Below are 25,702 nucleotides of genomic sequence, written 5' to 3'. Positions count from 1 at the left end.
TGCGTAAGGGGCTGTAGCTCAATTGGTAGAGCATCTGTTTTGCACGCAGAAGGTTAGCGGTTCAATTCCGCTCAGCTCCATTAAGTTTTGTATAGTGGTGCGGTAGTTCAGATGGTGAGAATATTGGCTTGTCACGCCAGAGGTCGCGGGTTCAAGTCCCGTCCGCACCGTTGTGATTTTATTTGTTTAGGGGTGTAGTTCAATTGGGAGAGCACCGGTCTCCAAAACCGGAAGTTGGGAGTTCAAAACTCTCCACCCCTGCAAATATACAGGAATTTATGGTTCGTAAGGAAAACTAAAGAATATGCTTAACGTTATGAGATGTTTTGCTTGATTTATTGAAAAGTATATTATTTAGATTATAAATAATAACGTATTAAAGTTTAAATACAACATTTTATACAATTTTTGAAATATATTTAATTTTATTAAAAGTATGAAGTTGTTTAAGTGTATGTTGTTGAATAATTTTAATTATATTCAAGAGTGTAATATATTATCATATTGTTTATAAATTAAATATTAGTTGTAAATGATAATTAAATTATGTGATGTGTATTGATATTATATGTGTAAGGTATTAATGTTTTGTTTAAATTAATGTATTGTAGATTTAATAATTTTATTGTTGATTACTAAAATCTGTTATTTAGTAAAAATTATTTTAATTAGTAGAATTATTATTTGTAATATTTTGCATTTATGTTTTATGTAGGGATAATAATCACTAGAGGCATATAAAACAGAATATGATTTGAATTTAATTTATGTATTAAATATTTAAAAAGTTAGATATTTTTAGGAATTAGGATGTATAGACTGATATAATTTTACTGTTAAGTAATATCGGATAAGAAAATTAATTATTTTATAATATAATTTTGTTTAACATTCTTAATGGTTGATAATAAGTTTTTAGTTATTTTTTATTTTATATACCATCTATTTTATTGATTATTTAAATAATTATTTTATATATAATATTTTATGATATCTATTATTTATTATTATTTGCATAAAATAATCATTACGTGTTGAATATTATATTAACGATTGTCATTAATAATATTAATTTAGTATTATATATTTTGTTATTTTTAAATATTTATTTTATTTACTTAATTTAATATATTTGGTACGTTAATAGGGTACAGTAATTTTTTTTGGATATTAGTTATATTATGTGTTTTTTATAATTTAGGATTCGAATTAACGTTTATTTTTTATTTATATTAGTGGTATAATTATTTTATTTAGTAATAAAGGTTATTAAATATAATTTAATTTTTTTGTTTTATAGAGATTTATGATTAAATTTATTATTTACATAGGTTGTATGTTAAAATTATTTAAATTATGTTAGTAGTATGTAGATGTTATGCATTTTTTTGCATTTTGTTAATATATACAGAGTTTATTTTGCGAAAATTTTTAATGATATTATTTAAAAATTTTGGTAATTTTTATTCATATTTTATGTGATTGTGTGAGTTATAATAAAATGAAATAACAGATTGTAGATGCGAGGTTATTTAAATATGAATGGAGCTCAATGGATAGTAAAAGCCATTCAACAGCATGGTGTTGACATAATTTTTGGTTATCCAGGTGGCGCTATTATGCCAATATATGATGCTTTATTAGATGCTAAAATAGAGCATGTATTGTGTCGTCATGAACAAGGAGCAGTATTAGCAGCAATTGGTTATGCGAGAACTTCTGGTAAAATTGGTGTTTGTTTAGCAACATCTGGTCCTGGAGCGACTAATCTTATTACTGGTTTAGCAGATGCATTATTAGATTCAGTGCCTTTGGTAGCTATAACTGGTCAAGTTGGTTCTGTTTTTATTGGCACCGATGCTTTTCAGGAGATAGATATATTGGGTTTATCTTTAGCTTGTACTAAGCATAGTTATTTAGTTGAATCGTTAGAACTTTTACCAGATATTTTTAGAGAAGCATTTATCGTTGCAAATAGTGAACGACCTGGACCTGTATTGATTGATATTCCTAAAGATATTCAACTATCTGTTAGCAATCTTCCTGCTTATAGTGTAAGTGTATGTAATAAAGTGCACAATATACCTAGCGAGAATGTAGAAAAGGCACGTATTTTAATGAGTAAATCTAAAAAACCTGTTCTTTATATCGGAGGCGGTGTTGGTATGTCTGGTGCAGTACAGATATTACGTGAATTTATTAAAATAACAGGGATACCAACCGTGGTAACGTTAAAAGGCCTTGGTGCTCCAGATTATAGGGACACTTGCTATTTAGGTATGTTAGGTATGCATGGTAATCAAGCAGCTAATTTAGCCGTTCAAAAATGTGATTTATTAATTGCTGTAGGTGCTAGATTTGATGACAGAGTTACTGGACGATTAAATGATTTTGCACCAATAGCTAAAGTTATTCATTTAGATATTGATTCATCAGAGTTGAATAAATTACGTCAATCTAATATCGTTTTATTAGGTGATATTAAGCATGTGTTGCCTATGTTAATTCAACCATTGTTCATTGATCATTGGCGTATAGAAGTACGAGAATTGAAACAAAAGTATTGTTGGTCATATGAATCAATTAAAGAATCAGTGTATGCTCCAGCGTTGTTGCGTGATGTTAGTAGATATGCGCCTCAAAATACTATCATCACTACTGATGTAGGTCAACATCAGATGTGGGTTGCTCAACATATGAGCTTTGATAAACCAGAAAATTTTATTACTTCTAGCGGTTTAGGGACCATGGGTTTTGGAATACCTGCAGCTATTGGTGCTCAAATAGCTCGGCCAAAAGATATAGTATTATGTATTTCTGGTGATGGTTCATTTATGATGAATGTTCAAGAATTAACAACTATTAAAAGAAAAAAATTGCCTATAAAGATTATTTTATTAGATAATCGTCGATTAGGTATGGTTAGGCAATGGCAAGAATTATTTTTTAATGAACGTTATAGTGAAACTATTCTTACAGATAATCCTGATTTTTTGACTTTAGTAAGTGCATTTGATATTCAAGGTTTATGTATTACTTATAAGAATCAAGTAGCCAATGCTCTTGATCGTTTATTTGGTTTTAATGGTTCATTTTTATTACATGTCATGATTGATGAATTTGAAAATGTTTGGCCATTAGTTCCTCCTGGTGCTGGCAATGAAAATATGTTGGAGAAATAGTATATGACGCATTATTCTTTATTCATTGAAGCACGGTTTAGACCAGAAATAGTAGAACGCATTTTGCGAATAGTTCGTCATCGTGGTTTTGAATTATGCTCTTTGAATGTAATACGACATTATGGTAGTAATAATAATAAGAATACAAATATTAATCTTTGTTTAACTATAGTTAGTAATCGTCCTGTATGTTTATTATTTTTTCAATTAAAAAAGATTGTAGATGTTGTGTTTATTGATTTTCGATAAAATATTTGATGATCATATTAAATTTTATATCAGTTTAGAACGAGTCATTCGTTAATTTACTAATTAATTAAGCAACATATGATGATGAATAAAACTAATTTTATTTGGTTTAATGGCGAGATGGTTTTATGGGAAGAGGCAAAAGTACATGTGATGTCTCATTCTTTACACTATGGTTCTTCGGTATTTGAAGGAATTCGTTGTTATGATTCTCCTTTAGGTCCTGTATTATTCCGTCATCAAGATCATATGAAGCGTTTAATTAATTCTGCTAAGATCTATCGTATACCTATAGATATGACTATTAATGATTTGATGCAGGCGAATAGATCTATTTTATATAAAAATAATTTAACTAGTGGTTATGTTAGGCCATTAGTCATGATAGGTGATGTTGGCATGGATATTCATCCGCCTGTAAATTTTAAAACAGATGTTATAATTGCGGTTTTTCCGTGGTCTTCATATTTTGGAATAAAATCTTTAAGTCACGGCATCGATGTCATGATATCTTCTTGGAATCGTGTGCCTGCTAATACTATTCCATTTATTGCTAAGGCAGGAGGAAATTATCTATCGTCAATGTTAATTGCTGAAGAAGCTCGTCGCAATGGATATCAGGAAGGTATAGCTTTAGATATTCATGGTTACCTTGCTGAAGGTCCTGGAGAAAATATATTTGCAGTCAAAGATGATATTTTATTTACTCCGCCTGTTATATCTTCCATTTTACCAGGTATTACTAGAGATACTATTATTAAGCTAGCTAAATCTATTGGTTTAGAAGTACGAGAACAAATGTTATCTCGTGAATCTTTGTATTTATCTAATGAAGTGTTTATGGCTGGTACAGCTGTTGAAATTATTCCTGTTCGTAGTATAGATGGATTGCCAATAGGTGGTAATAGTAGATGCGGCCCAATAACTAAAAAATTGCAGCAGTTATTTTTTGGTTTATTTACAGGAAATACTGAGGATATGTGGGGGTGGTTAGATACGGTATGATAATAAAGATTATTTTTTTATTTCGTTGTTTTAAGTATTTAATGATTATGGAGTTGAAATAGGTGGTTAAATATCGTTCTTTTACGACTACTCATGGTCGTAATATGTCAGGATCTCGTGCTTTATGGCGAGCTACGGGGATGACTGATGATGATTTTGGTAAAATGATTATTGCCGTAGTTAATTCTTTTACTCAATTTGTGCCTGGACATGTTCATTTACGAGATATTGGTAAGTTAGTTGTTGAGCGTATCGAATTGTGTGGTGGAGTAGCAAAGGAATTTAATACTATTGCGATAGATGATGGTATTGCAATGGGTCATGATGGCATGTTATATTCTTTACCTTCTAGAGATCTTATTGCCGATTCAGTAGAGTACATGATTAATGCACATTGTGTAGATGCTATGGTTTGTATTTCTAATTGTGATAAAATTACTCCAGGCATGTTGATGGCAGCGTTGCGTTTAAATATTCCAACTGTTTTTGTATCAGGTGGTCCAATGGAATCTGGTAATGTAAAGTTATTAAATAAATCCATGAAAATAAATTTGGTTGATGCAATAACTTATGCAGCTGATCCTAATATTACAGATTTGGATAGTGGATATATTGAGCAATCAGCTTGCCCTACATGTGGTTCTTGTTCTGGAATGTTTACTGCCAATTCAATGAATTGTTTAATTGAGGCATTAGGTCTTGCTCAGCCGGGAAATGGTTCATTATTGGCAACTCATATTGATCGTAAACAATTATTTTTAAATGCTGGAAGTCTTATTGTTAATTTGGCGAAACGTTATTATGAACATGATGATGTCACTATTTTACCTCGTAATATTGCTAGTAAAGATGCATTTGAAAATGCAATGATGTTAGATATTGCTATGGGTGGTTCTACTAATACTGTATTACATCTTTTAGCAGCTGCACAAGAGAGTGGAATAGATTTTTCGATGTTAGATATTGATAGATTGTCTCGTATTGTTCCACATTTATGTCAAGTAGCTCCTAATACAAAGAAGTTTTTTATGGAAGATTTTCATCGTGCTGGTGGTGTATTAGCTGTTTTAGGAGAATTGAATAGAATCGGGTTATTAAATTGTGAAGTTTATAATATACTTGGTTTATCCTTATTAGAAACTTTAAAAAATTATGATATTATGGCTCAGAATGATAATTCTTCTGTTACAAAGATGTATTTTGCTGCACCTGCTGGATTACGGACTACTCAAGCATTTTCTCAAGAATGTAGGTGGTTGACGTTAGATCAAGATCGTTGTAATGGATGTATTAGATCTGGTGAATATGCATATAATCAAGATGGTGGATTAGCAATATTATATGGTAATCTTGCTCGTGATGGTTGTATAGTAAAGACAGCTGGAGTTGTTAAGGCTTTGCAGATATTTAGTGGTCCTGCAAAAGTTTATGACAGTCAAGAAGATGCTGTTCAGGATATTCTTGCTGGTAAAGTATTTAAGGGTGATGTAGTAGTTATTCGTTATGAAGGACCAAAAGGTGGTCCAGGTATGCAGGAGATGCTTTATCCAACTTCATATCTTAAATCTATGCGATTAGATAAAAGTTGTGCTTTGATTACTGATGGACGATTTTCTGGTGGTAGTTCTGGTTTATCTATAGGTCATATTTCACCTGAGGCTGCTAGTGGAGGATTAATTGGGTTGGTTTGTAATGGTGATATTATCAGTATTAATATTATACATCGTACTATTACATTAAATATATCATCTAAAGAATTAGAAAGACGTTATCAGGCAGAATTATTGCGTGGCAATCAGGCGTGGACTCCTTGTAAGCGTCGTAATCGTCAGATTTCTTTGGCTTTAAAGGCTTATGCTTATTTAGTAACCAGTGCAGATAAAGGTGCAGTTCGTGATAAATGTAAATTAAATGGTTGATTTATATAGGATCAAACATGAGGATAAATTTATTATACTTAGAATGCTTATTTTGAACATTGTTGTGAATATTTTATTTGTTTATTTATGTTGTTATCAGATATTTTGTATGAAATGAATAAATTGTATGAGTTGTGGTGTAATGCATGTTTTGTATAAATGTGATAATTTAGTGAAAATAATTTTATTTTTATTTAAGTAAGTGATTGCAGAATTAGAAAAAAATATAAACGATGTTTTTATGATTTTTAGTTGAAGCATCATAGTAGTTTTGTTTTATTGTCTGTTTGTTTTTTGTTTTATTATCTAAGTGTGGTGATGTTATTTAAATAAAATAGGATTTTGGTTGTTAGTTAATATGGTACAGATAAAGTGGGAGAGTTTATGGATAATTATTTTAATACATTAACGTTTATGCAAAAGATAGAACAGTTAGGTAAATGTCGTTTTATGGATACTGGTGAATTTAATGGTACTATAAATTTTTTAATGAATAAGAAAATAGCCATTGTTGGCTGTGGTGCTCAAGGTTTAAATCAGGGTTTAAATATGCGAGATTCTGGTTTAGATATTGTCTATGTTTTGCGTGAAGAGGCAATTATTACAAGAAATCATTCTTGGTATGCAGCAAAATCACATGGATTTAGATTTGGAAATTATAAAGAAATTATTCCAGAAGCAGATCTAGTAATTAATTTGACACCAGATAAAGAACATTCGCAAGTTATTAAATTAATACATCCATTAATGAAGAATAATAGTATTTTGGGTTATTCACATGGATTTAATATTGTTGAGGTAGGTGAAAAAATTCGTGCAGATATTACTGTTATTATGGTAGCGCCTAAATCTCCCGGTAGTGAAGTTCGTGAAGAATATAAAAGAGGTTTTGGTGTTCCAACGTTAATTGCGGTTCATTTAGAAAATGATTTACAGAATAGAGGTTTAGATTTTGCTAAAGGATGGGCGGCATCATTGGGTAGTAATCGTGCTGGAGTGTTAGAATCATCATTTATAGCAGAAGTTAAGTCAGATTTAATGGGAGAACAAACTATTTTATGTGGTTTATTGCAAGTCGGATCGTTGTTGTCATTTGATTTAATGATTGCTAATGGAATTAATTCTTTATATGCAGCAGGATTAGTTCAATTTGGTTGGGAAGTAATTGCTGAATCCTTAAAACATGGCGGTCTTACACTAATGATGGATAGGTTATCTAATACTGCTAAATTACGTGCTTATATTTTATCAAATAAATTAAAAAAATTGATGCGACCTTTGTTTGAAAATCATATGGATGATATTCTTACTGGTAGCTTTTCTCAGAGATTAATGTTAGATTGGGAATGTGGTGATAAATATTTATTAAATTGTCGTGAGAAGATTGGTTGTACTGCATTTGAAAATGTATCTTGCTGTGTTGAAAAGTTTGCTAATCAAGTATATTTTGATCATGGTATATTGATGATTGCTTTATTGAAGTCTGGTATAGAGTTGTCATTTGAAACTATGGTTAGGGTTGGTATTGATCCAAAATCAGCTTATTATGAATCGTTACATGAGTTGCCATTAATTGCAAATACTATTGCTCGTAAAAGATTATATGAAATGAATAAAATTATTTCTGATACAGCTGAATATGGTAGTTATTTATTTACTAATGCCTTGATGCCTTTATTAAAGGAAAATTTTGTATCGTGCTTAAAAAAAGGAGATTTGGGTTGTTCAATTATTGAACAAGAGATAGATAATCTTCAGTTACGTGATGTCAATTATGCCATTTGTCAACATCCTATTGAAAAAATTGGTGTTCAATTACGTTCTTATATGACAAATATGAAAGATATTACAAAATAATAACTTATTTTATTAGATACAGTATCATACAATGATATTGTATTATCTTATATTGTGTGTTGTTTTACATTTTGATAGTGTTGGTTAAGTTGTTTTTGTTATTATTCTGTTATAGAAATTGCTGAAAAAAATTGATTTTTTTGTGTATTTTAATCTTTTGATATTTTAATTAGTGTATTTAGTAGTATTATTAAATAGATGTCGTTGTTGATTAGTGCATTTTTGATAAAATTAGATAAAATTAAGTAATATAGTACATGGTAATGGTATTTCATCATTAGATGAATAATATGTTGTGATGGTGTGTAATATTATGTGAAGATAAACTGAGATTTTATTTTTGTTAAAAATGTTGGGTCATTTAGTTTGTGTCTTGATATATCGTATTGGATTAGTATTATGTGTGACTCATATAGATAAGTGTTTGGTTGAATATATTAAAATATATATTTATTTTGTGTGGTTGTATTTAATTTTTTATTTAAACTAAATATAATAGGTAAGTTTTATATTGTAGTTATTGTTTGATTTAGTAAATATGTTTAAATTAATAGTAAGTTTGTTTGTATGGAAGGTTGTAAGTTTTGTTTTTTATTGGTTTAGTTTAAGATTGATAAATTTATATATAGTAATGTACTTTTGTTATATTTTATCAATTAATAATTGTGTTGTGGAGTTTAGATATGAATAGTAAAATTATTAATTTGAATGATGATATGTTTGAGGATAAAATAATAGAATTAACAAGTAATGGCTTATTATTAGTTGATTTCTGGGCAGAGTGGTGCAATCCTTGTAAAGTGCTTTCATTAGTTTTAGATGAGATGTTAAGTGAGAATAATTGTAATGTAATTGTTGCTAAACTTAATATTGATGAAAATCCTATAGTTACTAAAAAATATGAAATTCGTAGTATTCCGACTTTGTTATTATTTAAAGGAAGTAAGGTATTAGCTACGAAAGTTGGTGTGTTATCTAAAAAACAATTGAAAGAATTTTTGAGTTCTTATTTGTAGATTATTGTTTTATTGATTGAGTTGTTTGTTTATTTTGATTACTGAATAGTAATTAATAACAGGGAAATAAATATACTTAGTGGGAGATTTATAGACGTAAATTAAAAATTGTGTTACGATGAATTCGTAAATATTTTGTAGTTTTGATATATAATTCAATATTATTTGTTTTCATTTTTAAAAACATTAGTTTTGTGTGGTTTTTGTGAATATTGTATATCAAATTGATCGTTATTTGTGTGTTTAGTTTAAGTTATACCAAAGAACATTTCTAGTTGAAGAATTCGTCATTATGAATCTTACCGAATTAAAAAATATCTCGGTTGCTGAGTTGATTATTTTAGGAGAGAATATGGGCTTAGAAAATTTGGCTCGTATGCGAAAACAAGACATTATTTTTGCTATTCTTAAGCAACATTCTAAAAGTGGTGAAAATATTTTTGGTGATGGTGTATTAGAAATTTTACAAGATGGTTTCGGTTTTCTTCGTTCTAGTGATAGTTCATATTTAGCTGGTCCTGATGATATTTATGTATCGCCTAGTCAGATACGTCGTTTTAATTTAAGGACAGGTGATACTATTTCAGGTAAAATTAGACCTCCTAAGGAAGGTGAACGTTATTTTGCGTTGCTTAAAGTAAATGATGTTAATTATGATAAACCAGAAAGTTCTCGTAATAAAATTTTATTTGAAAATTTGACACCCTTACATGCTAATTCGCGTTTACGCATGGAACGAGGTAATGGTTCTACAGAAGATTTAACTGCTAGAGTATTAGATTTGGCTTCACCTATAGGTCGTGGTCAACGTGGTTTAATCGTAGCGCCACCAAAAGCGGGAAAAACAATATTATTACAGAATATTGCACAAAGTATTGCCTACAACCACTCAGAATGTGTACTTATAGTTTTATTAATTGATGAACGTCCTGAAGAAGTGACAGAAATGCAAAGATTAGTTAAAGGAGAAGTTATTGCGTCTACATTTGATGAACCAGCTTCTCGTCATATACAGGTTGCTGAAATGGTTGTTGAGAAAGCAAAACGTTTAGTGGAACATAAGAAAGATGTTATCATTTTATTAGATTCTATTACTCGGTTAGCGCGTGCTTATAATACAGTTGTTCCAGCTTCCGGAAAAGTTTTGACTGGCGGTGTAGATGCTAATGCGTTACAGCGTCCAAAAAGATTTTTTGGTGCTGCACGTAATATGGAAGAAGGAGGTAGTTTAACCATTATTGCCACTGCTTTAATCGATACTGGTTCAAAAATGGATGAAGTGATTTATGAGGAATTTAAAGGTACTGGTAATATGGAATTACATTTATCTAGAAGAATTGCTGAAAAGCGTGTTTTTCCAGCCATTGATTATAATCGTTCTGGCACTCGTAAAGAGGAATTACTTACTACTCAAGATGAATTACAAAAAATATGGATTTTACGTAAAATCATTCACCCTATGGGTGAGATAGATGCTATGGAATTTATGATGAGTAAATTGTCAATGACTCGAACCAATGATGAATTTTTTGATATGATGCGACGTTCTTAAAATGGTTGTTTTATTATTAAGTTATTTATAATATAACCATTTTTGTTGTTAATTAATCGTGTTATTTTGAATATTATTTTTGAATGATATTTGTTTGTATTTGGATATCTCGTGTATTTTTGTAGTGTAAGTAATTTTTCAATTGTTTATTTAGTATATTATATAGAAGTTGTATATTTTATACAGTTTATGTTTTAGTTTATTTATTAATTATTTAACATATGGGTGATTATATGTAAAAATGTAATAATTTTTATGTGTAATGATATTATTATATTTAATTAATAAAATATAAACATTAATGTTATTAAATCTGTTTTTTATATTTTATAAATTTTATTATATTAGATTGTTACAAATATATTATGTATGTTTATTGTATAAAATATATGGATGGTATACTCTGATTTTTTTAAAGTTATGTATTAGATATGGTAATTTTTTTCCGTTTATTATTTTTATTCAATTGATAGAAGATTATATTCACATAGTTGTTATATTGTTTAAAATGTGATGTGAAGGATTATTTGTAACGATTATTATTTGTGTTTTATATATGAAGGCTTTTATGCGCTCGTAGCTCAAAATGGATAGAGCGTTGTCTTCCGAAGGCAGAGAGTTCAGGTTCGAATCCTGTCGAGCGCGTAATAGTAATTATTTCGTGATTAATTATAAATTTTATTATACAATGAAGTAAGTTGCGTATTTATTTTTTTGTATATTTAGTATTATACTATGGTGATTGTAGCTCAGTTGGTAGAGCTCTGGATTGTGGATCCAGCTGTCGTGGGTTCGATTCCCATCAGTCACCCCATAATATTATATTGAATTATGTTTTATTTTGTTGAGATTTGATGTAGCGAAGATGGCGGAAGTTTGGTAGACGCGCTAATTTCAGGTGTTAGTGTTTTTGATAAAATAAACGTGAGGGTTCAATTCCCTCTCTTCGCATTGTTTATTATTTTAAAAATATAATTGATTTTAGTTAATATTTATGAAAATGCTAAAATGTAATAAATTTGATTTAGGTGTGATTTTCGGCGAGTAGCGCAGTTTGGTAGCGCAGCTGGTTTGGGACCAGTTGGTCGGGGGTTCAAATCCTCTCTCGCCGATTTTTGTATGTTAATTATATTGATTATTTAAAAGGATTTAAGAAATGGTTGTTTTATTGATGTAAATAAGAGTTATTTAAGTAAAAATATTTATCATTAATATGTTTTATCAGCTTATCAAGATAATGTATATGATCAATTGTATGAATATGTAGCAATATTTTGTTTGTTTTATTTTGCGATATTTACAAATTAATATTTAAATTAATTTTGTTACAAAATTTTGATTGCACTATCGTTTATAATATTTTATATTTTGAGTATTGTTTTTAATAAAGAGGTGTTGTTAGCCTGTTTTGTTATAAGAATATCTTGCCATCCTAATTGATAGCCTTGTAGCGCTAAACGTTTACTAACTACTATTAATTTACATTTTAATAACCAGGATGTATGATATTTTTTTGGAAGTAGATAATATAATTGTTGTAACATTTCTCCACTAGTAATTACCAGTGTGTTGATACCTAGTTTAATTATACGGTGAGCTTGTTCTTCTCCATTATAATTTATTGGATTTCTATAATAACATTCGCAAACATCTACTTGTCCTCCTTTTTTTTTTAGAGTTTTTTCTAATATATTTCTTCCGTTTTTGCTATTTAAAATTAATATGCGTTTGCCGTTTATGTGATTTAATGATGGTAATTGTAATAATTCTTCACTAGTTTCGTTTTTTTTGGGAAAATTAATAAAACACCCAGTGAGTTTGTTCATTAGTAATCCGCTACTACGGCCTATAGAGTAATAGTTTAGTGTTGATGGCCAAATTGTTCCTGAAATTTTCAACCATGAGTTAGCATAATTAATTGCATGTTGTGAAATAGTAAATAACAAATCTCCTGCAGAAAGATGATTTAATTTAGTTGTTAATGACATTAAATGTTTACTGGGATAACAAGTGATTAATGGTAAATGCCATGCTTTTTTGCCGTGAGAGGTTAATTGAAAAACAAGTTCTTCTCCTGCCGGAGATGGTCTAGTTACTAAAATGTTCATTTTTTATTATTGATAAATTTAGTTGTTTTATTAGTGTTTTGATTTAATTTATGATTTACTACGAATTAGTAAATCTTCAGCTACTTTTATACTTAATTGTTTTGCATCATTGATTAGTGAAATGCCTTCACTACGAATTATTTTATTTTGTTGTGTTGAGTTAATTAATGCTCTGAGCCATAATTGATTATTGTTTTTAATTTCAGCATAGCTTGCAATTGATGATTGGCAATTACTTTGTAGTCTTTTGTTAATATCACGTTCTATTTCTATACAAATCGCGGTATTTTGGTGATGTAATGGTTTGAGTAATGATAAAGTTTCATTATCTTTTAATCGATATTCTATACCTAATGCCCCTTGTCCCATGGCGGGTAAGGAATCTGCTGGGTCAATGGACATACGAATATAATTATCTAATGATAAGCGTTTTAGTCCTGCTGTTGCTAAAATTAATGCATCATATTGTCCTGTATTTAATTTTTTTAATCTAGTATTGACGTTACCTCTTATATTATTTATTTGTAAATCTGGGCGACGTTCGTGTAGTTGGCATTGACGTCGTAAACTTGAAGTGCCTACTATTGCTCCATTAGGGAGAGAGTCAATATTAGAATATCGAAGGCTAACGAAAGCATCTCGTGGATCATTTCTTTCGCATATTACTGCTAGTCCAAGTCCTTTAGGAAAGTGAATACTCATATCTTTCATTGAGTGTACTGCTATATCAGCATGATAATGTAGTAATGCATATTCAAGTTCTTTGATAAATAATCCTTTTTTATCGATTTTTTCTAATTTGATGTCTAACATGGTATCACCCGTTGTGATTATTGGAATTAGTTCTATTTGTATATCAGGATGATATCGTCGTAATTCGTTACATACGTAATGTGTTTGACAGAGTGCTAAAGGACTGCTACGTGTAGCTATTTTCAACGTTTTTGTATGCATACTTATGTTTTATATGATTATTTAAAATTTTAATGGTAATAATTATATTTTATAAGTTAAAAAAATGGTGATTTATTATGTTAATTGAGAATAAAAAGTTATAGGTAATTATTATAGTTTATGTCTTATTTATATTTAGTAAATGGATCTTTATGTTTTTTTATTTTAGTTAATTTAGATAATTTTATAATGTAATTTTAATATTTTAGTAAAATATATGAATTAAATATAGTATGAATTAGGTAAATTTTATATTTTTATTAAAAGATTGTAATAAAATTAAATTTATAAATTAATTATATGGAATGAATTATAGGATATTGATATGTATATGTTGTGTTATTTTTAGTGATTGATCATATATTTGATTAAAATTGTTTTAATGATTAATATTAATTATAATATTTAGATGTGTTTTGTTGTTGTTATGAAAATATATAGTTTTTAATTATTTGGTATGTTTTTACTTAATGTTATTTATGTACATTAAAGAAATATAATTTAATTTTAATATTTAAATTATTTAAAGAAATAATTGTTGTATTGTAATAATAGTATAATATTGTGTCAAAAAATATTATTTTAGGGATAAATAATTTATGTTTGCATTGTGTAAAAATGTGTATTTTATTGTTAATTTATACGTTTATTTATATTTGTGAATAATTTATTTTTGTTTTTGTGATTTATTTTGAATAAAAATTATTTATTTAATAGATGTTATAGTAAGTATAAATTTTATGATATGGTGTTTTATTTTAAAAGTTTATAAAAATTTTTAAGCAAAATTGTATTGAAATATGATTTTTTTTGGTTATTTTAATTATATAGTTGACTTTTGTTTAAATTATACTTGTAGATTTATACAATGGTTGTTTACTTTAAATATATCATGTGTGGTATATAGTAGCATTTTATATATTTAATAATTGTTTATGTTTTAAGTTGTTATTTTTTTGATATGCAATGTTTGATTGTTATATTATTGGTGATGATAATTAATTATTCAATAATCATAGGGGTAATTGTTTAATTTAATATTATTAGTATAGATTTTATTTGAAATGTTTATTTAAGTATAATAATTTTTTAATGGTTTATGTTTAATTTAAAATATATTTGTGATGTAATGAGTTTTACTTAGTTTGTTCTTTTAATATTTTATTGTTAATTATATATTGTATAAAATATATATTATTATTATTAGTTAATATAAATTAAATTAGATATTATATTTTATTGTTTTATATTTATTTTAATTTTATTAGTTATCTTATTTAAGTATTTTAATTATTTTTAGTAATTATTTTATTAATTATATATATATTATATATTAAATATGTTAAGTATGTCGTTAAAATTTTATATAGTAAGAAATGTTCATGACTGGATTTTAATTTTTTTTGGAGATTACTTATGTAAAATATATACATGTATATATAAATATTAAATATTTATTTATAATATTTATAGATTGTTAGGAGTTAAAATGCAGTTTTCTAAAATGCATGGGTTAGGTAATGATTTTGTGGTTATAGATGGAATAACTCAAAATGTTATTTTAACAGCAGAAAGTGTGCGTTATTTATCGAATAGATATTATGGGATAGGTTTTGATCAGTTACTGATAGTAGAATCATCTAAAAATCCAAAAGTTGATTTTTATTATCGTATTTTTAATGCTGATGGACGAGAAGTTAATCAGTGTGGTAATGGAGTTCGTTGTTTTGCTTATTTTGTTAGGATGAAAAAATTAACTTGTAAACGTATAATTCGTGTAAGCACTAGAGTAAAATGCATGACAATATTTGTTATTGAGGATGATTATATAAGAGTTAATATGGGTGAACCAGATTTTCGTCCTGAACAAATTCCATTTAAATCTTTGCGGGTAGCAAATAGTTATGTTTTGTATATTGCGGAAAAAGAAAAATCAGTTCGTTGTAGTGTTGTATCTATTGGTAACCCTCATTGTGTGATTATAGTGAAAGATGTTGATATTGTTGAGGTTGGAAGTTTTGGTTTGTTATTATCAAAACATTTTAGCTTTCCTGAAGAGGCTAATGTTGGTTTTATGCAAATTATTAATTGTGCATATATTCGTTTAAGAGTATATGAAAGAGGTGTAGGTGAAACGCGTTCTTGTGGTAGTGCAGCATGTGCAGCTGTTGCTGTGGGAGTTAAACAAGGGTTATTATCTGAAAGAGTTAAGGTAGAGCTTCTAGGTGGTTCGTTATGGGTTGATTGGAAAGGATCTGGACATGATTTGTATATGTCTGGACCGGCAACTCATGTTTATGATGGTTATATTAATTTTTAAAAAAAAATATGTATGTTGTTATAATGTATTGTAGCATGATCGAAAATAGTTAAATTGAATTTTATTTTTGTAACATTTTTGCGTATTTTATTATTTAAGTAACAGTTAGTATTCATGATTGTATTATATTATGATTTCAGTATTAAGGGATATATTGTTAGTGAGATATAATTTTAAAGTTGTTTTTATTTTATATATTAAGTTTTATAAAATTGTAAGTTATATATAAATATATTTATTAGTAAAATAAGTTATGATCATAATTGTTGATATAAAATTATTATAATGATAAAAGTGTTTATATTGAAAAATATTATTTTAGTTTTTATTATGACAGCATGATTAATGTCTTTAGTAATGATACAATTACACTTTTATTTTTTATACATGTAAGTTTATGTTATTAAGATTTTGATGTAATATGTGTGATTTTTTATTTTATTTGTTATCAATAGTTGGAGAGTATTTTAGTGATGCGTTGTATCGAGTATTACATCCTGTATATGCGTTAATTTTTGATTTCGATGATATTTTTTATGATACTAGTCTAGTGATATCACAGGTTGAACTTAAATTATTTTTATTTTTGTAGAATGATTATTCTGGTGGATGTAGGTGGGAAGTGAAAGCTTATCAAAAGTTACGTTATGTTTTGCTTCAATTTGAATAGGATATTTATCATGATGTTGTGATTCATTGGCGTTGTAGAGTAGTTAAATCAGTTTTTATATATATATAGATGATTGGTTGTAGTTATAATGAAACTGATACAGGTTTTGATGGTGCAATGGAAATATTTATTTCTTGTTGTAGTAGTTTTATGTATTTATTGACCATCATATTATATTGAGTAAATTAAGTGATGAATGGCCTTTAGTAGTTATTACATCAATGTCCATTTAGTTATATGTGGTTTAGATAAATATTTTAGTTATATTTTATGAGTGGGCATTGATGGTTGTGCTAAATCTTATCAGGATTTGTAGTATATGTCGTCAAAAAGTTGGGTATATTCTGTAGGAATAAATATTTTACATGTAGGTAATAATTTAATTACAGATGGGTATGTAGCTAATAAACAGTGGTATGCAAGCTTGTTGGATTAATGAGTATGATAGTAATCACATTATTATATTTTTAATAAAAATTATATATTTCATGTAGAAAGTGCAAAATTATTTTTTTTGACGGCATTATTTCTTGGTTCAGGAGTGATTCATTATTTATTAATAATAGGTTAATTTTTATTGGGAAAAATTATTTTATTAGAATGAATAAGATAAAGGTATTAATGGATATTTGAAATGTATTGCATATTGTCGATGTAAAATAGTATTAAGTTGTTGTTATAAAGGATAGTAGAATATTGGTTTCAGTGGGTGCTGGTAGTGGTAAAATTCGGATATTAATTAATGTATTAGGTTGTTTGGTTTGGTTAAGAATTGTTAATAATTATTTACTTTCTTAAATTTTGAATTAACGGTAGTTGTTGTTATTGATAAAGCATCTTGTAAGATGAAGAGCTGTATAGAGAATATAATGGGTAATGATCAAAAGGTATGTAGGTTAATACATTGCATAGTTTTAGTTTATTAGTTATTACAAATATATTATTCGGATATAAATTTATCGCAAAATTTTCAAGTTATAGATTAAAGTAATTTAAAACGTTTATTAATAGAATTCATTTGTCATTTTGGATTAGATAAAAAACGCAATGTAGTGAAGTGATAAATTATAATAGTTTCAAATAGATTGAGGGTTTACTTCTTTGTCATATAGATAATTGTATTAGTAAATTTTAAATGATATTATCGAATATTTATAAAATGTGTCAAAATATTCATGATCGTTCTGGTATGTTAGATTTTTGATATATTATTATGTTATTTAATGTAATTTTATGGTCAAAATCAGCTAAATTTTTTATTTTATTATTGAGAACATTTTATTAACATTTAGCAGATCAGTGTCAGGATATTGATAAAGTACAGTATGCTATTTATGTTTATCATTAGGTAAAATAAATCGTATTATGATTGTTGGTGATGATGATCAATTAGGTTATAGTTGGCGTGGAGCATAGGTTAGTAATGTTAATAAATTTGTTGATGTTTTTTTTGTTAATAAGTGTTATTCGTTTAGAACAAAATTATTGATTTACTGATAATATTTTAAAAATAGCTAATGTGTTATTTATTCATAATCAGTGCCGTTTTGTTAGAAATTATGGGACGTCAAGGGTGTCATGTTAAGGGTATTTTGTTATATAGAGTTTGTGATGAATTAGATAAAGCATGTTTTGTAGTTAATTGTATAAAATTTGGTAAAAACAAGGGATGTGAATTATATTATTATGTTATTTTATATCGAAAATGTTCAGTTTTGTATGTTAGAAAGGATTTGATTGCAAAGTAAAATATTATATAGATATATATGATGGATTTAGGTGTTGTGATCATCAAAACATTAAAAATATATTAGTATGTTTTTGTTTGATTATTAATAAACATAATAATGTTATTTATGTAAGAATTGTTAATGTATTCTCTAGAGGTATAGGAAAATTTATTTTAAATTTATTTATAATATAGCTAATTCTAGTTAGTTGACATTATGGCAAAGTATTAAATTTTTATTAAGATATAGGTTATTAAAAAAATAAAGTTATTGTCTTATTATGGGATTTTATAAAAATGATTGATAATTTATTTGAAGATAATTAAACAATTGTCTTTTTTAATTAAAAGAAGATTTTGTTCTTAGACGTACTGGTTTATGGTTGTTATTATCAGACGCAAAAGGTAATAATTTGCAAAATTAAATATCTTAATGAAATGTTGATGTTTAATTAGCAATGTAAGATGTGTTTTAATAAAGACATGAATGGTATTGAACTTTTACAGATTTTTGTATTACATTATTTGTTAGAGAATTATAGTAATTGGGGATGTTAAGTATTCACTTATTCTTCTAGTGAAAGTGTTGCTGTTAATTTGATAATTTTGTGTGTTTTAAAGGATTGGAAATTCTTACAAGTATTTATTGTTGGAATAGAGCAAGGTATTTTTCTGATAACGTGTCTTTATTAGAAATAATAAAAGATAGAATAAGAAAGCAGCTTAGCTTATATTGGTATTGTTTGTATTATGTATATACATTAATAATTAGTTATGTAAACGTTGTTTATGTGTGTATGGTTAGGATATTGTATGTACAGTATCACGTTTTGTTTATGAGTTGTTAAAAAAATGTATTGAATCTGTTGGTTTTTGATTTTTTGTTGTTAAATTATAAAAATTTTTTAAGATGATATCAGTTATAAATATTGTATTAACTTTGTTTTAAAATATTAAAATTTTTATTTTAAATTTATTAGTATTATGGGTATTAAAGTATGTGATAGTTGGTTATCATGGACTTGTATGATAATATTTAGTTGAAATTTTATTTATAAATTAGTAAAAATAGGGTTTTGGTGATGGTTTATAATAATGATACATGTAAGTATCATAATAATTTTATTATACTGAAATATTGTATTTTAGTTTATTTATAATGAGTATTGTTATGGTTATGACATAAATATATATATTTTATTTTAAAGGAATTTATTTTATAAGTATTAGTATTGTTTAAGTATTTAATAATTTAGATAGATTTAATCATTTAGAGAATATAGTATTGTATTGATTATTTTATTTATTATGAATGGATGTGTTAGATATATTATATATATAACTTGTATTTGTGTTGGTTCGAGTTTTGTATTTTGATATTTTCATTTTTGATTGTAGTTATCTAATGTGTTTCTTGGTTATTATCGCTAGGGAAGCAGTGGTTATGCTTAATGTATTTAAGTTAAAAAATAATCAACTTACTCGCGTTATTGATGTAGTAGGCGAGCCTTCGGCTTTAAATAGAGCTGTTTGGATAGATGTGGTTGAACCTAATGAAGAGGAATATTGTTTAATAAGAAAAGAATTAGGTAATAATTTGGTTAATTTGTTTAAATTAGAAACGATTATTAGTAATAATAAATTTTTTAAAGATGATAATATGTTTTATATTTGTTCTTTCTTTTTGTGTAATGATGTTAATTGTCTCGCTGATAGTGTATTTGTAGTATTTGTTATTTATAATGGTAAATTATTTACTTTACGCAAACGGGATGTTCCTATTTTTCATGTTTATCAAATGTATATAAACAGTGTGGGAGTTGTAACAGATGGTAATGCTTATGGAATATTATTAGATTTATTTGAAGTGAAATTAGATCATTTAGCAAACAGTATAGAATGTATTTATAGTGATTTAGAAAAATTAGGTATGTTGATTATGAATGGGCAACAAGTCAAAGAATATGATACTATTTTTTCTAGATTAGCTCATTTAGAAAAAATAGGTTGGAAATTGCGGTGGTGTTTGTTGGATACTCAACGGGCAATTAATTTTTTAGTACGTAAAACAAAAATATCTATTTCTCAGGTAGATAAAGCCAGTGAGATATTGAGGGATGTAGATTTTTTGTTGCCTTATAATGAAGTATTGTTGCAAAAAATTAATTTTTTAATACAAGCGACAATGGGTTTTATTAATATTGAACAAAATCGAATTATAAGGATTTTTTCTGTAGTTTTTTTGCCACCAACATTAGTAGCTTCTAGTTATGGGATGAATTTTGAGTTTATGCCTGAATTAAAATGGGTTTTTGGTTATCCGGGAGCTATTATTTTAATGGTTTTGACAGGTTTGTTTCCTTATCTTTATTTTAAGCATAAAAATTGGTTGTAGATTTACTCAGTATTTAATTGATACATTATTGAATTATTATAAGTGTGTAATTTATTTAATTTTATTTTCAGTTTAAATTTTAAATAAGTGTTTTATTTTCTATTAATTTTTTAATTGACACGATTACTATTATAAATAGTGTTTTGTTTTGAATGTGATTAGTAGTGTGTAATTAAATAATTGAATATCAGATGGTTTGTATTGTTAATGTTGTAATTTTGATAAATATATTTTTTTTTGATGATTATTGTTTAAGAATTAGTAAAGGATTATATATATATTAATACAATTTTGTATTGTTTATTTTGATAATTATATAATAGATACATTATTTTATATGATATGTAAGTAAAATTTTGAATTTAGTTATTAAATGATAGATATGTTACAGTTTTATAATTATTTAGTATTTAATATTTTGTACGTAACAGTATTATTTTGTAAGTGAAATTATATTCAGGTGTTGTAAAATTATATAATATATTTTTGCAGTGGTTGGTGTTGTAATGTTTTATTATGTTTTATTTTGTTTACGTGGTATTTCTATATTATAATTTTAGCGGTTGTATAAAATTTTTTATTTTTTAAGTTTAAGTTTGTATTGATAATATATTGAATATTAATAGTTAGTTTAAATTGATTTTGCATGGATTAAATAATTGTTTGAAAATTTAGAGGTTTGATTATTTAATGTTTTGTATTGTAGCTTCAGATTTGGACGGTACTTTGTTATCCTCAAATCATCAAGTTAGTGTTTTTACTAAACAAATATTACGGTCACTTATTAATCGTGGAATACATTTTATTTTTGCTACTGGACGTCATTATATTAATGTGGTTCAAATATGTGATGATTTAGATATTCATGCTTATATGATTACTTCTAATGGAGCTAGAGTGTATGATATGAACGGGAGTTTGATTTGTGCTCATGATTTAAATGAAAATATAGCTTTAGAATTATTTGATATAGTGTATCGAGATCCAAAAATTACTACCAATATCTTTCGTAATGATGAGTGGTTTATAAATCGTAATGTATTTAATCAAGGGGATTTTTTTAATGGTAAATTTGTTTTAAATGCTCAATTTTATCAACAGGGAATGTTATCTGCAAAAGGTGTTTGTAAAGTATATTTTACTAGTGATAATTATCAATATTTATTAAATTTAGAGCAATATTTAAATAAACGTTGGGGAGGTTTGATAAATGTAAGTTTTTCTTTGCCTGTATGTTTGGAAGTTATGGCTGGAGGAGTATCAAAAGGATATGCTTTAGGAGAAGTAGCTAATTTATTAGGTTATGAATTACGACATTGTATTTCTTTTGGAGATGGAATGAACGATCGTGAAATGCTTGAGATGTCTGGAAAGGGTTGTATTATGCGTAATGCCCAACAACGATTGAAAGATAGTCTTCCATTTTTAGAGGTGATTGGTAGTAATGAGGAAGATGCTGTTTCTAATTATTTGAAAACAATGTATTTAATGAATGAATGTATAGAATAATACGATAAAGGTTCATATTATTTAATAGTGTAATTTTAGATTAAAGTTTGTAATTTTTTGTTATTTTTTTATGTGTTAAGATAATCTTTTATGCCGTCTAATAGCATTTGAGTGGAGATCATTACTAATAATAATCCCATTAGACGTTCTAATGCATTAATGCCTTTGTTACCTAATAATTGAGAGAAGACATTAGATAGCATTAAAATTAATATAGATAATCCCCATGCAATTAGTAATGCTACAATGAGTAAATTTATTTTATGGGGATATTGATGTGATAGTAGTAATAAAGTAGCTAAAATTGATGGACCAGCAACTAGAGGAATTGCTAATGGTACTAAAAATGGTTCTTCTTCTGATGGTAATCCTGTATTGTTATTTTCTTGTGTAGGAAAAATCATTTTTATAGCAATGAGAAATAAAATAATGCCACCTGCAATAGAGACTGTTTCTGTGTGTAAATTGAGAAATAGTAAAATATGTTCTCCAACAAATAGAAAAATTAACATTAATAATAAAGCTATTAGCATTTCTCTAATTACAATTATTTGTCGTCTTTTTGGTTCTAAATGTTTTAAAATTGACATAAAAATTGGTAAATTTCCAATAGGATCCATAATTAAAAATAGCAAAATTGTGGCTGATATCATTTCGTTCATTATTGTTTTATCCCTTTAATTTTTATTTTAATAAATATTGTGTTTAAATTATTTTGTAAATCATTTCATAAAATATAACTGGTTAGTATTTTAAATTTATTGTTTCATATTATTTTTGTAATATATAGTAAATTTGTAAACAAAAGTATATTTATGGAATATAAATAGTTATTTAATGTACGAAAACTGTTAAATATAATGAAGGAAAATATATGAAAAATGTTGGTTTTGTAGGTTGGAGAGGAATGGTAGGTTCTGTTTTAATGCAACGTATGTTTGAAGAACGTAATTTTGATAATATTTGTCCTATGTTTTTTTCTACTTCTCAATGTGGTAAAGATGCTCCAATTGTTAACGGTGTTTCTAGTATTATACAGGATGCTTGGGATACGGAGAAATTTAGTGTTTTAGATATTATTGTAACTTGTCAAGGGAGTAGTTACACAAGGGTTATGTATCCAAAGTTGAAAAAGATTGGATGGAGTGGTTATTGGATAGATAGTTCATCTGTATTAAGGATGCAACGTGATGTTATTATTGTTCTTGATCCAATTAATCAATATATGATAGAAGAGGGTATAAATAAGGGTGTGAAGGCTTTTGTTGGTGGTAATTGTACTGTAAGTTTAATGTTAATGGCTTTAGGTGGTTTGTTTGCTTCTAATTTAGTAGAGTGGATATCAGTGTCTACTTATCAAGCTGTTTCAGGCGCAGGTGCACAATGTATGCATGAATTATTGATACAGATGGGTCAGTTATATACTTTAATAAGTGGTCATTTATTAGATTCAAGTATGAGTATTTTAGATATTGAACGAGAAGTAACTAAGTTATTGAATAGTAAAGATGTTTTGACGGTAGATAATTTAGGTGTACCTTTAGTTGGCAATTTAATACCTTGGATTGATAAGCGATTAAAAAATGGTCAAAGTAGAGAAGAGTGGAAGGGTCAGGCTGAAACTAATAAAATACTTAATAACAACAATAAAAATATTATTCCAATAGATGGAATATGTGTACGGGTGGGTTCATTACGTTGTCATAGTCAATCGTGTACTTTGAAATTAAAAAAGGATGTTTCATTAAATGAGATAGAATTATTAATTTCGAGACATAATGAGTGGGTTGTTTTAGTGCCTAATGATTATTATAGTTCTATACATCAATTGACGCCCGTAGCTGTTGCTGGTACGTTAACAATTCCAGTAGGAAGAGTACGTAAGTTAAGTATAGGTTCGAAGTATCTTTCTGTTTTTACGGTTGGTGATCAATTATTATGGGGTGCGGCGGAACCGTTGCGTAGGGTGTTGTGTCAATTGATTTAATAGTTAGTTGATTTTGTTTGTTAATTTTTTTATTTGTAAATTTTCATGTTATTTATTAAAAATTTGTATGAATATATAAATTGTATGAATTTATATAATTGGAATATATAAGCATTATTTTTGGTGTTTTATTATTTTTAATTAAATCTTTTAATAGTTTTTTTAATAGAAAGAATGTATACCGTGTTGATGGTCGGTAAGGTCGTAAATTTTTTTTAATTCAGGAAAATGCTTTAAAAGCTTTTTTTCAATGTTTTCTTTTAAAGTATAATCTACCATTGAACAGCCATTACAACCGCCATGGAATTGAATAATAGCAGACATGTCTTGCGTTATATTTACAAGCGTTACATATCCTCCGTGACTTGCAAGAATTGGATTTATTTTATATTGTAAAATGTATTTAATTCTATCGCTAAGTGGTGCATTATGATCAGGTTGTTGAATTTTTTTATTAATGTTTGGGGCTTTAAGTGTTAATTGAGATTCGGTTTGTTTGGTAATTAAATTTATTTCAGCATCTTTCAAATAAGGTAGACTTGTTTCGTCTATATATACGGAAAAATATTTGAAATCGAGTTTAGTATCAGATGTTTGAATATTTTCAGGAAAGCAATAAGATATTTCACATTCAGATTTGTATGTTTCTGGATAAGAGACAAATATGCGGATTTGTGTGTTAGGTTGTTGTTTGGATAATAGCTTAATGAAGTGTTTTTGAGCGGCATCAGTAATATTAATCATAATTCGTTTAGTGTAGTGTATACAGAAAGCATGTTCAATTTTGGATAAAACAAACTAAACACTTAAAAAATATATTGTTATTTTATAGATTTTCCCATAATGTTCGTGCATTATCTATTAATTATAATTAGTAGTCAACAGGTTTGTTGTATTTTTTGTTTTTGTGTATGCTTCTATTGAGAATTTATTTTTATAAATTTCACATGGGTTATTTATTTTTTGTGCTATTTTTCAATTAAATTAACATTTTATAATGCATGGGTATGGGTATATTAGGAGGTGATTGATAAAAAATGATTGGTTTATGATATGATAATTAATACTAGATTTGTTATTACTACGTTTGATTATTTTTATGTTAAGATGCAGTTTTAATTATAAAATTTGTGTCTTTTATATTTATTTGTTGCCAAATTAATAATTTTTTAGTTTTTGGTTATTTTTACTGTTAGTGTATTTTTTATTTTTTTGCTTTTATGTAACATTATATTATAAATTATGCAAAT

At 26.9% G+C, this 25,702-nt stretch carries 17 protein-coding genes and 7 tRNA genes; 20 read left to right on the top strand and 4 right to left on the bottom strand.

What is annotated here, in order from left to right; translation table 11 throughout:
• Positions 1-7 precede the first annotated feature (7 nt).
• The 14 genes from BOBLI757_RS03000 to BOBLI757_RS02940 all read left to right on the top strand — a co-directional run bounded on the left by BOBLI757_RS03000 (position 8) and on the right by BOBLI757_RS02940 (position 11,892).
• Positions 8-80 (top strand) — tRNA-Ala (locus BOBLI757_RS03000).
• Between the two features lie 16 nt (positions 81-96).
• Positions 97-170: transfer RNA gene (locus BOBLI757_RS02995), tRNA-Asp, on the top strand.
• A gap of 18 nt (positions 171-188) precedes the next feature.
• Positions 189-261: transfer RNA gene (locus BOBLI757_RS02990), tRNA-Trp, on the top strand.
• Between the two features lie 1,277 nt (positions 262-1,538).
• A complete protein-coding gene (gene ilvG, locus BOBLI757_RS02985; RefSeq protein ID WP_046305484.1) occupies positions 1,539-3,182 on the top strand; it encodes an acetolactate synthase 2 catalytic subunit in 1,644 nt (547 codons plus the stop codon).
• 3 nt (positions 3,183-3,185) lie between these two features.
• The gene (gene ilvM / locus BOBLI757_RS02980; RefSeq protein WP_046305284.1) at positions 3,186-3,431 is read left to right on the top strand and encodes an acetolactate synthase 2 small subunit; all 246 of its coding nucleotides are present in this window, start codon (positions 3,186-3,188) and stop codon (positions 3,429-3,431) included.
• A 78-nt stretch (positions 3,432-3,509) separates the two neighbouring features.
• Positions 3,510-4,436, top strand: a complete 927-nt coding sequence (locus BOBLI757_RS02975) for a branched-chain amino acid transaminase (protein ID WP_046305283.1) — start codon at positions 3,510-3,512, stop codon at positions 4,434-4,436.
• Positions 4,437-4,498: 62 nt separating this feature from the next.
• Positions 4,499-6,355, top strand: coding sequence for a dihydroxy-acid dehydratase (ilvD, locus tag BOBLI757_RS02970; RefSeq protein ID WP_046305282.1), 1,857 nt, complete (start codon positions 4,499-4,501; stop codon positions 6,353-6,355).
• A 384-nt stretch (positions 6,356-6,739) separates the two neighbouring features.
• Positions 6,740-8,212, top strand: a complete 1,473-nt coding sequence (gene ilvC / locus BOBLI757_RS02965) for a ketol-acid reductoisomerase (RefSeq protein ID WP_046305281.1) — start codon at positions 6,740-6,742, stop codon at positions 8,210-8,212.
• Positions 8,213-8,895: 683 nt separating this feature from the next.
• Positions 8,896-9,228, top strand: coding sequence for a thioredoxin (gene trxA, locus BOBLI757_RS02960; RefSeq protein ID WP_046305280.1), 333 nt, complete (start codon positions 8,896-8,898; stop codon positions 9,226-9,228).
• Positions 9,229-9,520: 292 nt separating this feature from the next.
• Positions 9,521-10,780: a transcription termination factor Rho gene (rho, locus tag BOBLI757_RS02955; RefSeq protein WP_046305279.1), complete on the top strand. Its 1,260-nt coding sequence runs from the start codon at positions 9,521-9,523 to the stop codon at positions 10,778-10,780.
• A 570-nt stretch (positions 10,781-11,350) separates the two neighbouring features.
• A tRNA-Arg gene (locus BOBLI757_RS02950) sits at positions 11,351-11,425 on the top strand.
• A gap of 93 nt (positions 11,426-11,518) precedes the next feature.
• Positions 11,519-11,594 (top strand) — tRNA-His (locus BOBLI757_RS02945).
• Positions 11,595-11,639: 45 nt separating this feature from the next.
• Positions 11,640-11,731, top strand: a tRNA-Leu gene (locus BOBLI757_RS03300).
• Between the two features lie 87 nt (positions 11,732-11,818).
• A tRNA-Pro gene (locus BOBLI757_RS02940) sits at positions 11,819-11,892 on the top strand.
• Positions 11,893-12,141: 249 nt separating this feature from the next.
• Here BOBLI757_RS02940 and hemD read toward each other — a convergent pair.
• Entirely contained in the window at positions 12,142-12,888 is a 747-nt protein-coding gene (gene hemD / locus BOBLI757_RS02935) for a uroporphyrinogen-III synthase (RefSeq protein ID WP_046305278.1), read from the bottom strand.
• Positions 12,889-12,936: 48 nt separating this feature from the next.
• Positions 12,937-13,842 carry a hydroxymethylbilane synthase gene (hemC, locus tag BOBLI757_RS02930; RefSeq protein ID WP_046305277.1) on the bottom strand — a complete coding sequence of 302 codons (906 nt, stop codon included), beginning with the start codon at positions 13,840-13,842 and terminating at the stop codon, positions 12,937-12,939.
• A gap of 1,489 nt (positions 13,843-15,331) precedes the next feature.
• Here hemC and dapF point away from each other — a divergent pair.
• From dapF to yigL, 5 genes are all read left to right on the top strand, one after another.
• Positions 15,332-16,162, top strand: a complete 831-nt coding sequence (dapF, locus tag BOBLI757_RS02925) for a diaminopimelate epimerase (RefSeq protein ID WP_046305276.1) — start codon at positions 15,332-15,334, stop codon at positions 16,160-16,162.
• A 421-nt stretch (positions 16,163-16,583) separates the two neighbouring features.
• A complete protein-coding gene (locus BOBLI757_RS03335) occupies positions 16,584-16,754 on the top strand; it encodes a hypothetical protein (protein WP_158332971.1) in 171 nt (56 codons plus the stop codon).
• Positions 16,755-18,349: 1,595 nt separating this feature from the next.
• Entirely contained in the window at positions 18,350-18,580 is a 231-nt protein-coding gene (locus tag BOBLI757_RS02920) for a hypothetical protein (protein ID WP_046305275.1), read from the top strand.
• Positions 18,581-20,005: 1,425 nt separating this feature from the next.
• Complete coding sequence (gene corA, locus BOBLI757_RS02915; RefSeq protein WP_046305274.1) at positions 20,006-20,956, top strand: magnesium/cobalt transporter CorA; 951 nt, start codon at positions 20,006-20,008, stop codon at positions 20,954-20,956.
• A 690-nt stretch (positions 20,957-21,646) separates the two neighbouring features.
• Positions 21,647-22,465: a sugar/pyridoxal phosphate phosphatase YigL gene (gene yigL / locus BOBLI757_RS02910; protein ID WP_046305273.1), complete on the top strand. Its 819-nt coding sequence runs from the start codon at positions 21,647-21,649 to the stop codon at positions 22,463-22,465.
• A gap of 68 nt (positions 22,466-22,533) precedes the next feature.
• Here yigL and BOBLI757_RS02905 read toward each other — a convergent pair whose 3' ends face one another.
• A complete protein-coding gene (locus tag BOBLI757_RS02905) occupies positions 22,534-23,127 on the bottom strand; it encodes a YhgN family NAAT transporter (RefSeq protein WP_046305272.1) in 594 nt (197 codons plus the stop codon).
• Positions 23,128-23,339: 212 nt separating this feature from the next.
• On the opposite strand from BOBLI757_RS02905, the gene asd reads away from it, so the two are divergent.
• Complete coding sequence (gene asd / locus BOBLI757_RS02900) at positions 23,340-24,452, top strand: aspartate-semialdehyde dehydrogenase (protein WP_046305271.1); 1,113 nt, start codon at positions 23,340-23,342, stop codon at positions 24,450-24,452.
• 162 nt (positions 24,453-24,614) lie between these two features.
• On the opposite strand, the gene BOBLI757_RS02895 is transcribed toward asd, so the two are convergent.
• Positions 24,615-25,196 carry a NifU family protein gene (locus tag BOBLI757_RS02895; RefSeq protein ID WP_046305270.1) on the bottom strand — a complete coding sequence of 194 codons (582 nt, stop codon included), beginning with the start codon at positions 25,194-25,196 and terminating at the stop codon, positions 24,615-24,617.
• Between the last annotated feature and the right edge of the window lie 506 nt (positions 25,197-25,702).

The organism is Blochmannia endosymbiont of Camponotus (Colobopsis) obliquus (genome assembly GCF_000973545.1).
GTDB lineage: Bacteria > Pseudomonadota > Gammaproteobacteria > Enterobacterales > Enterobacteriaceae > Blochmanniella.
This window is presented reverse-complemented; position numbering and strand designations above follow the sequence as displayed.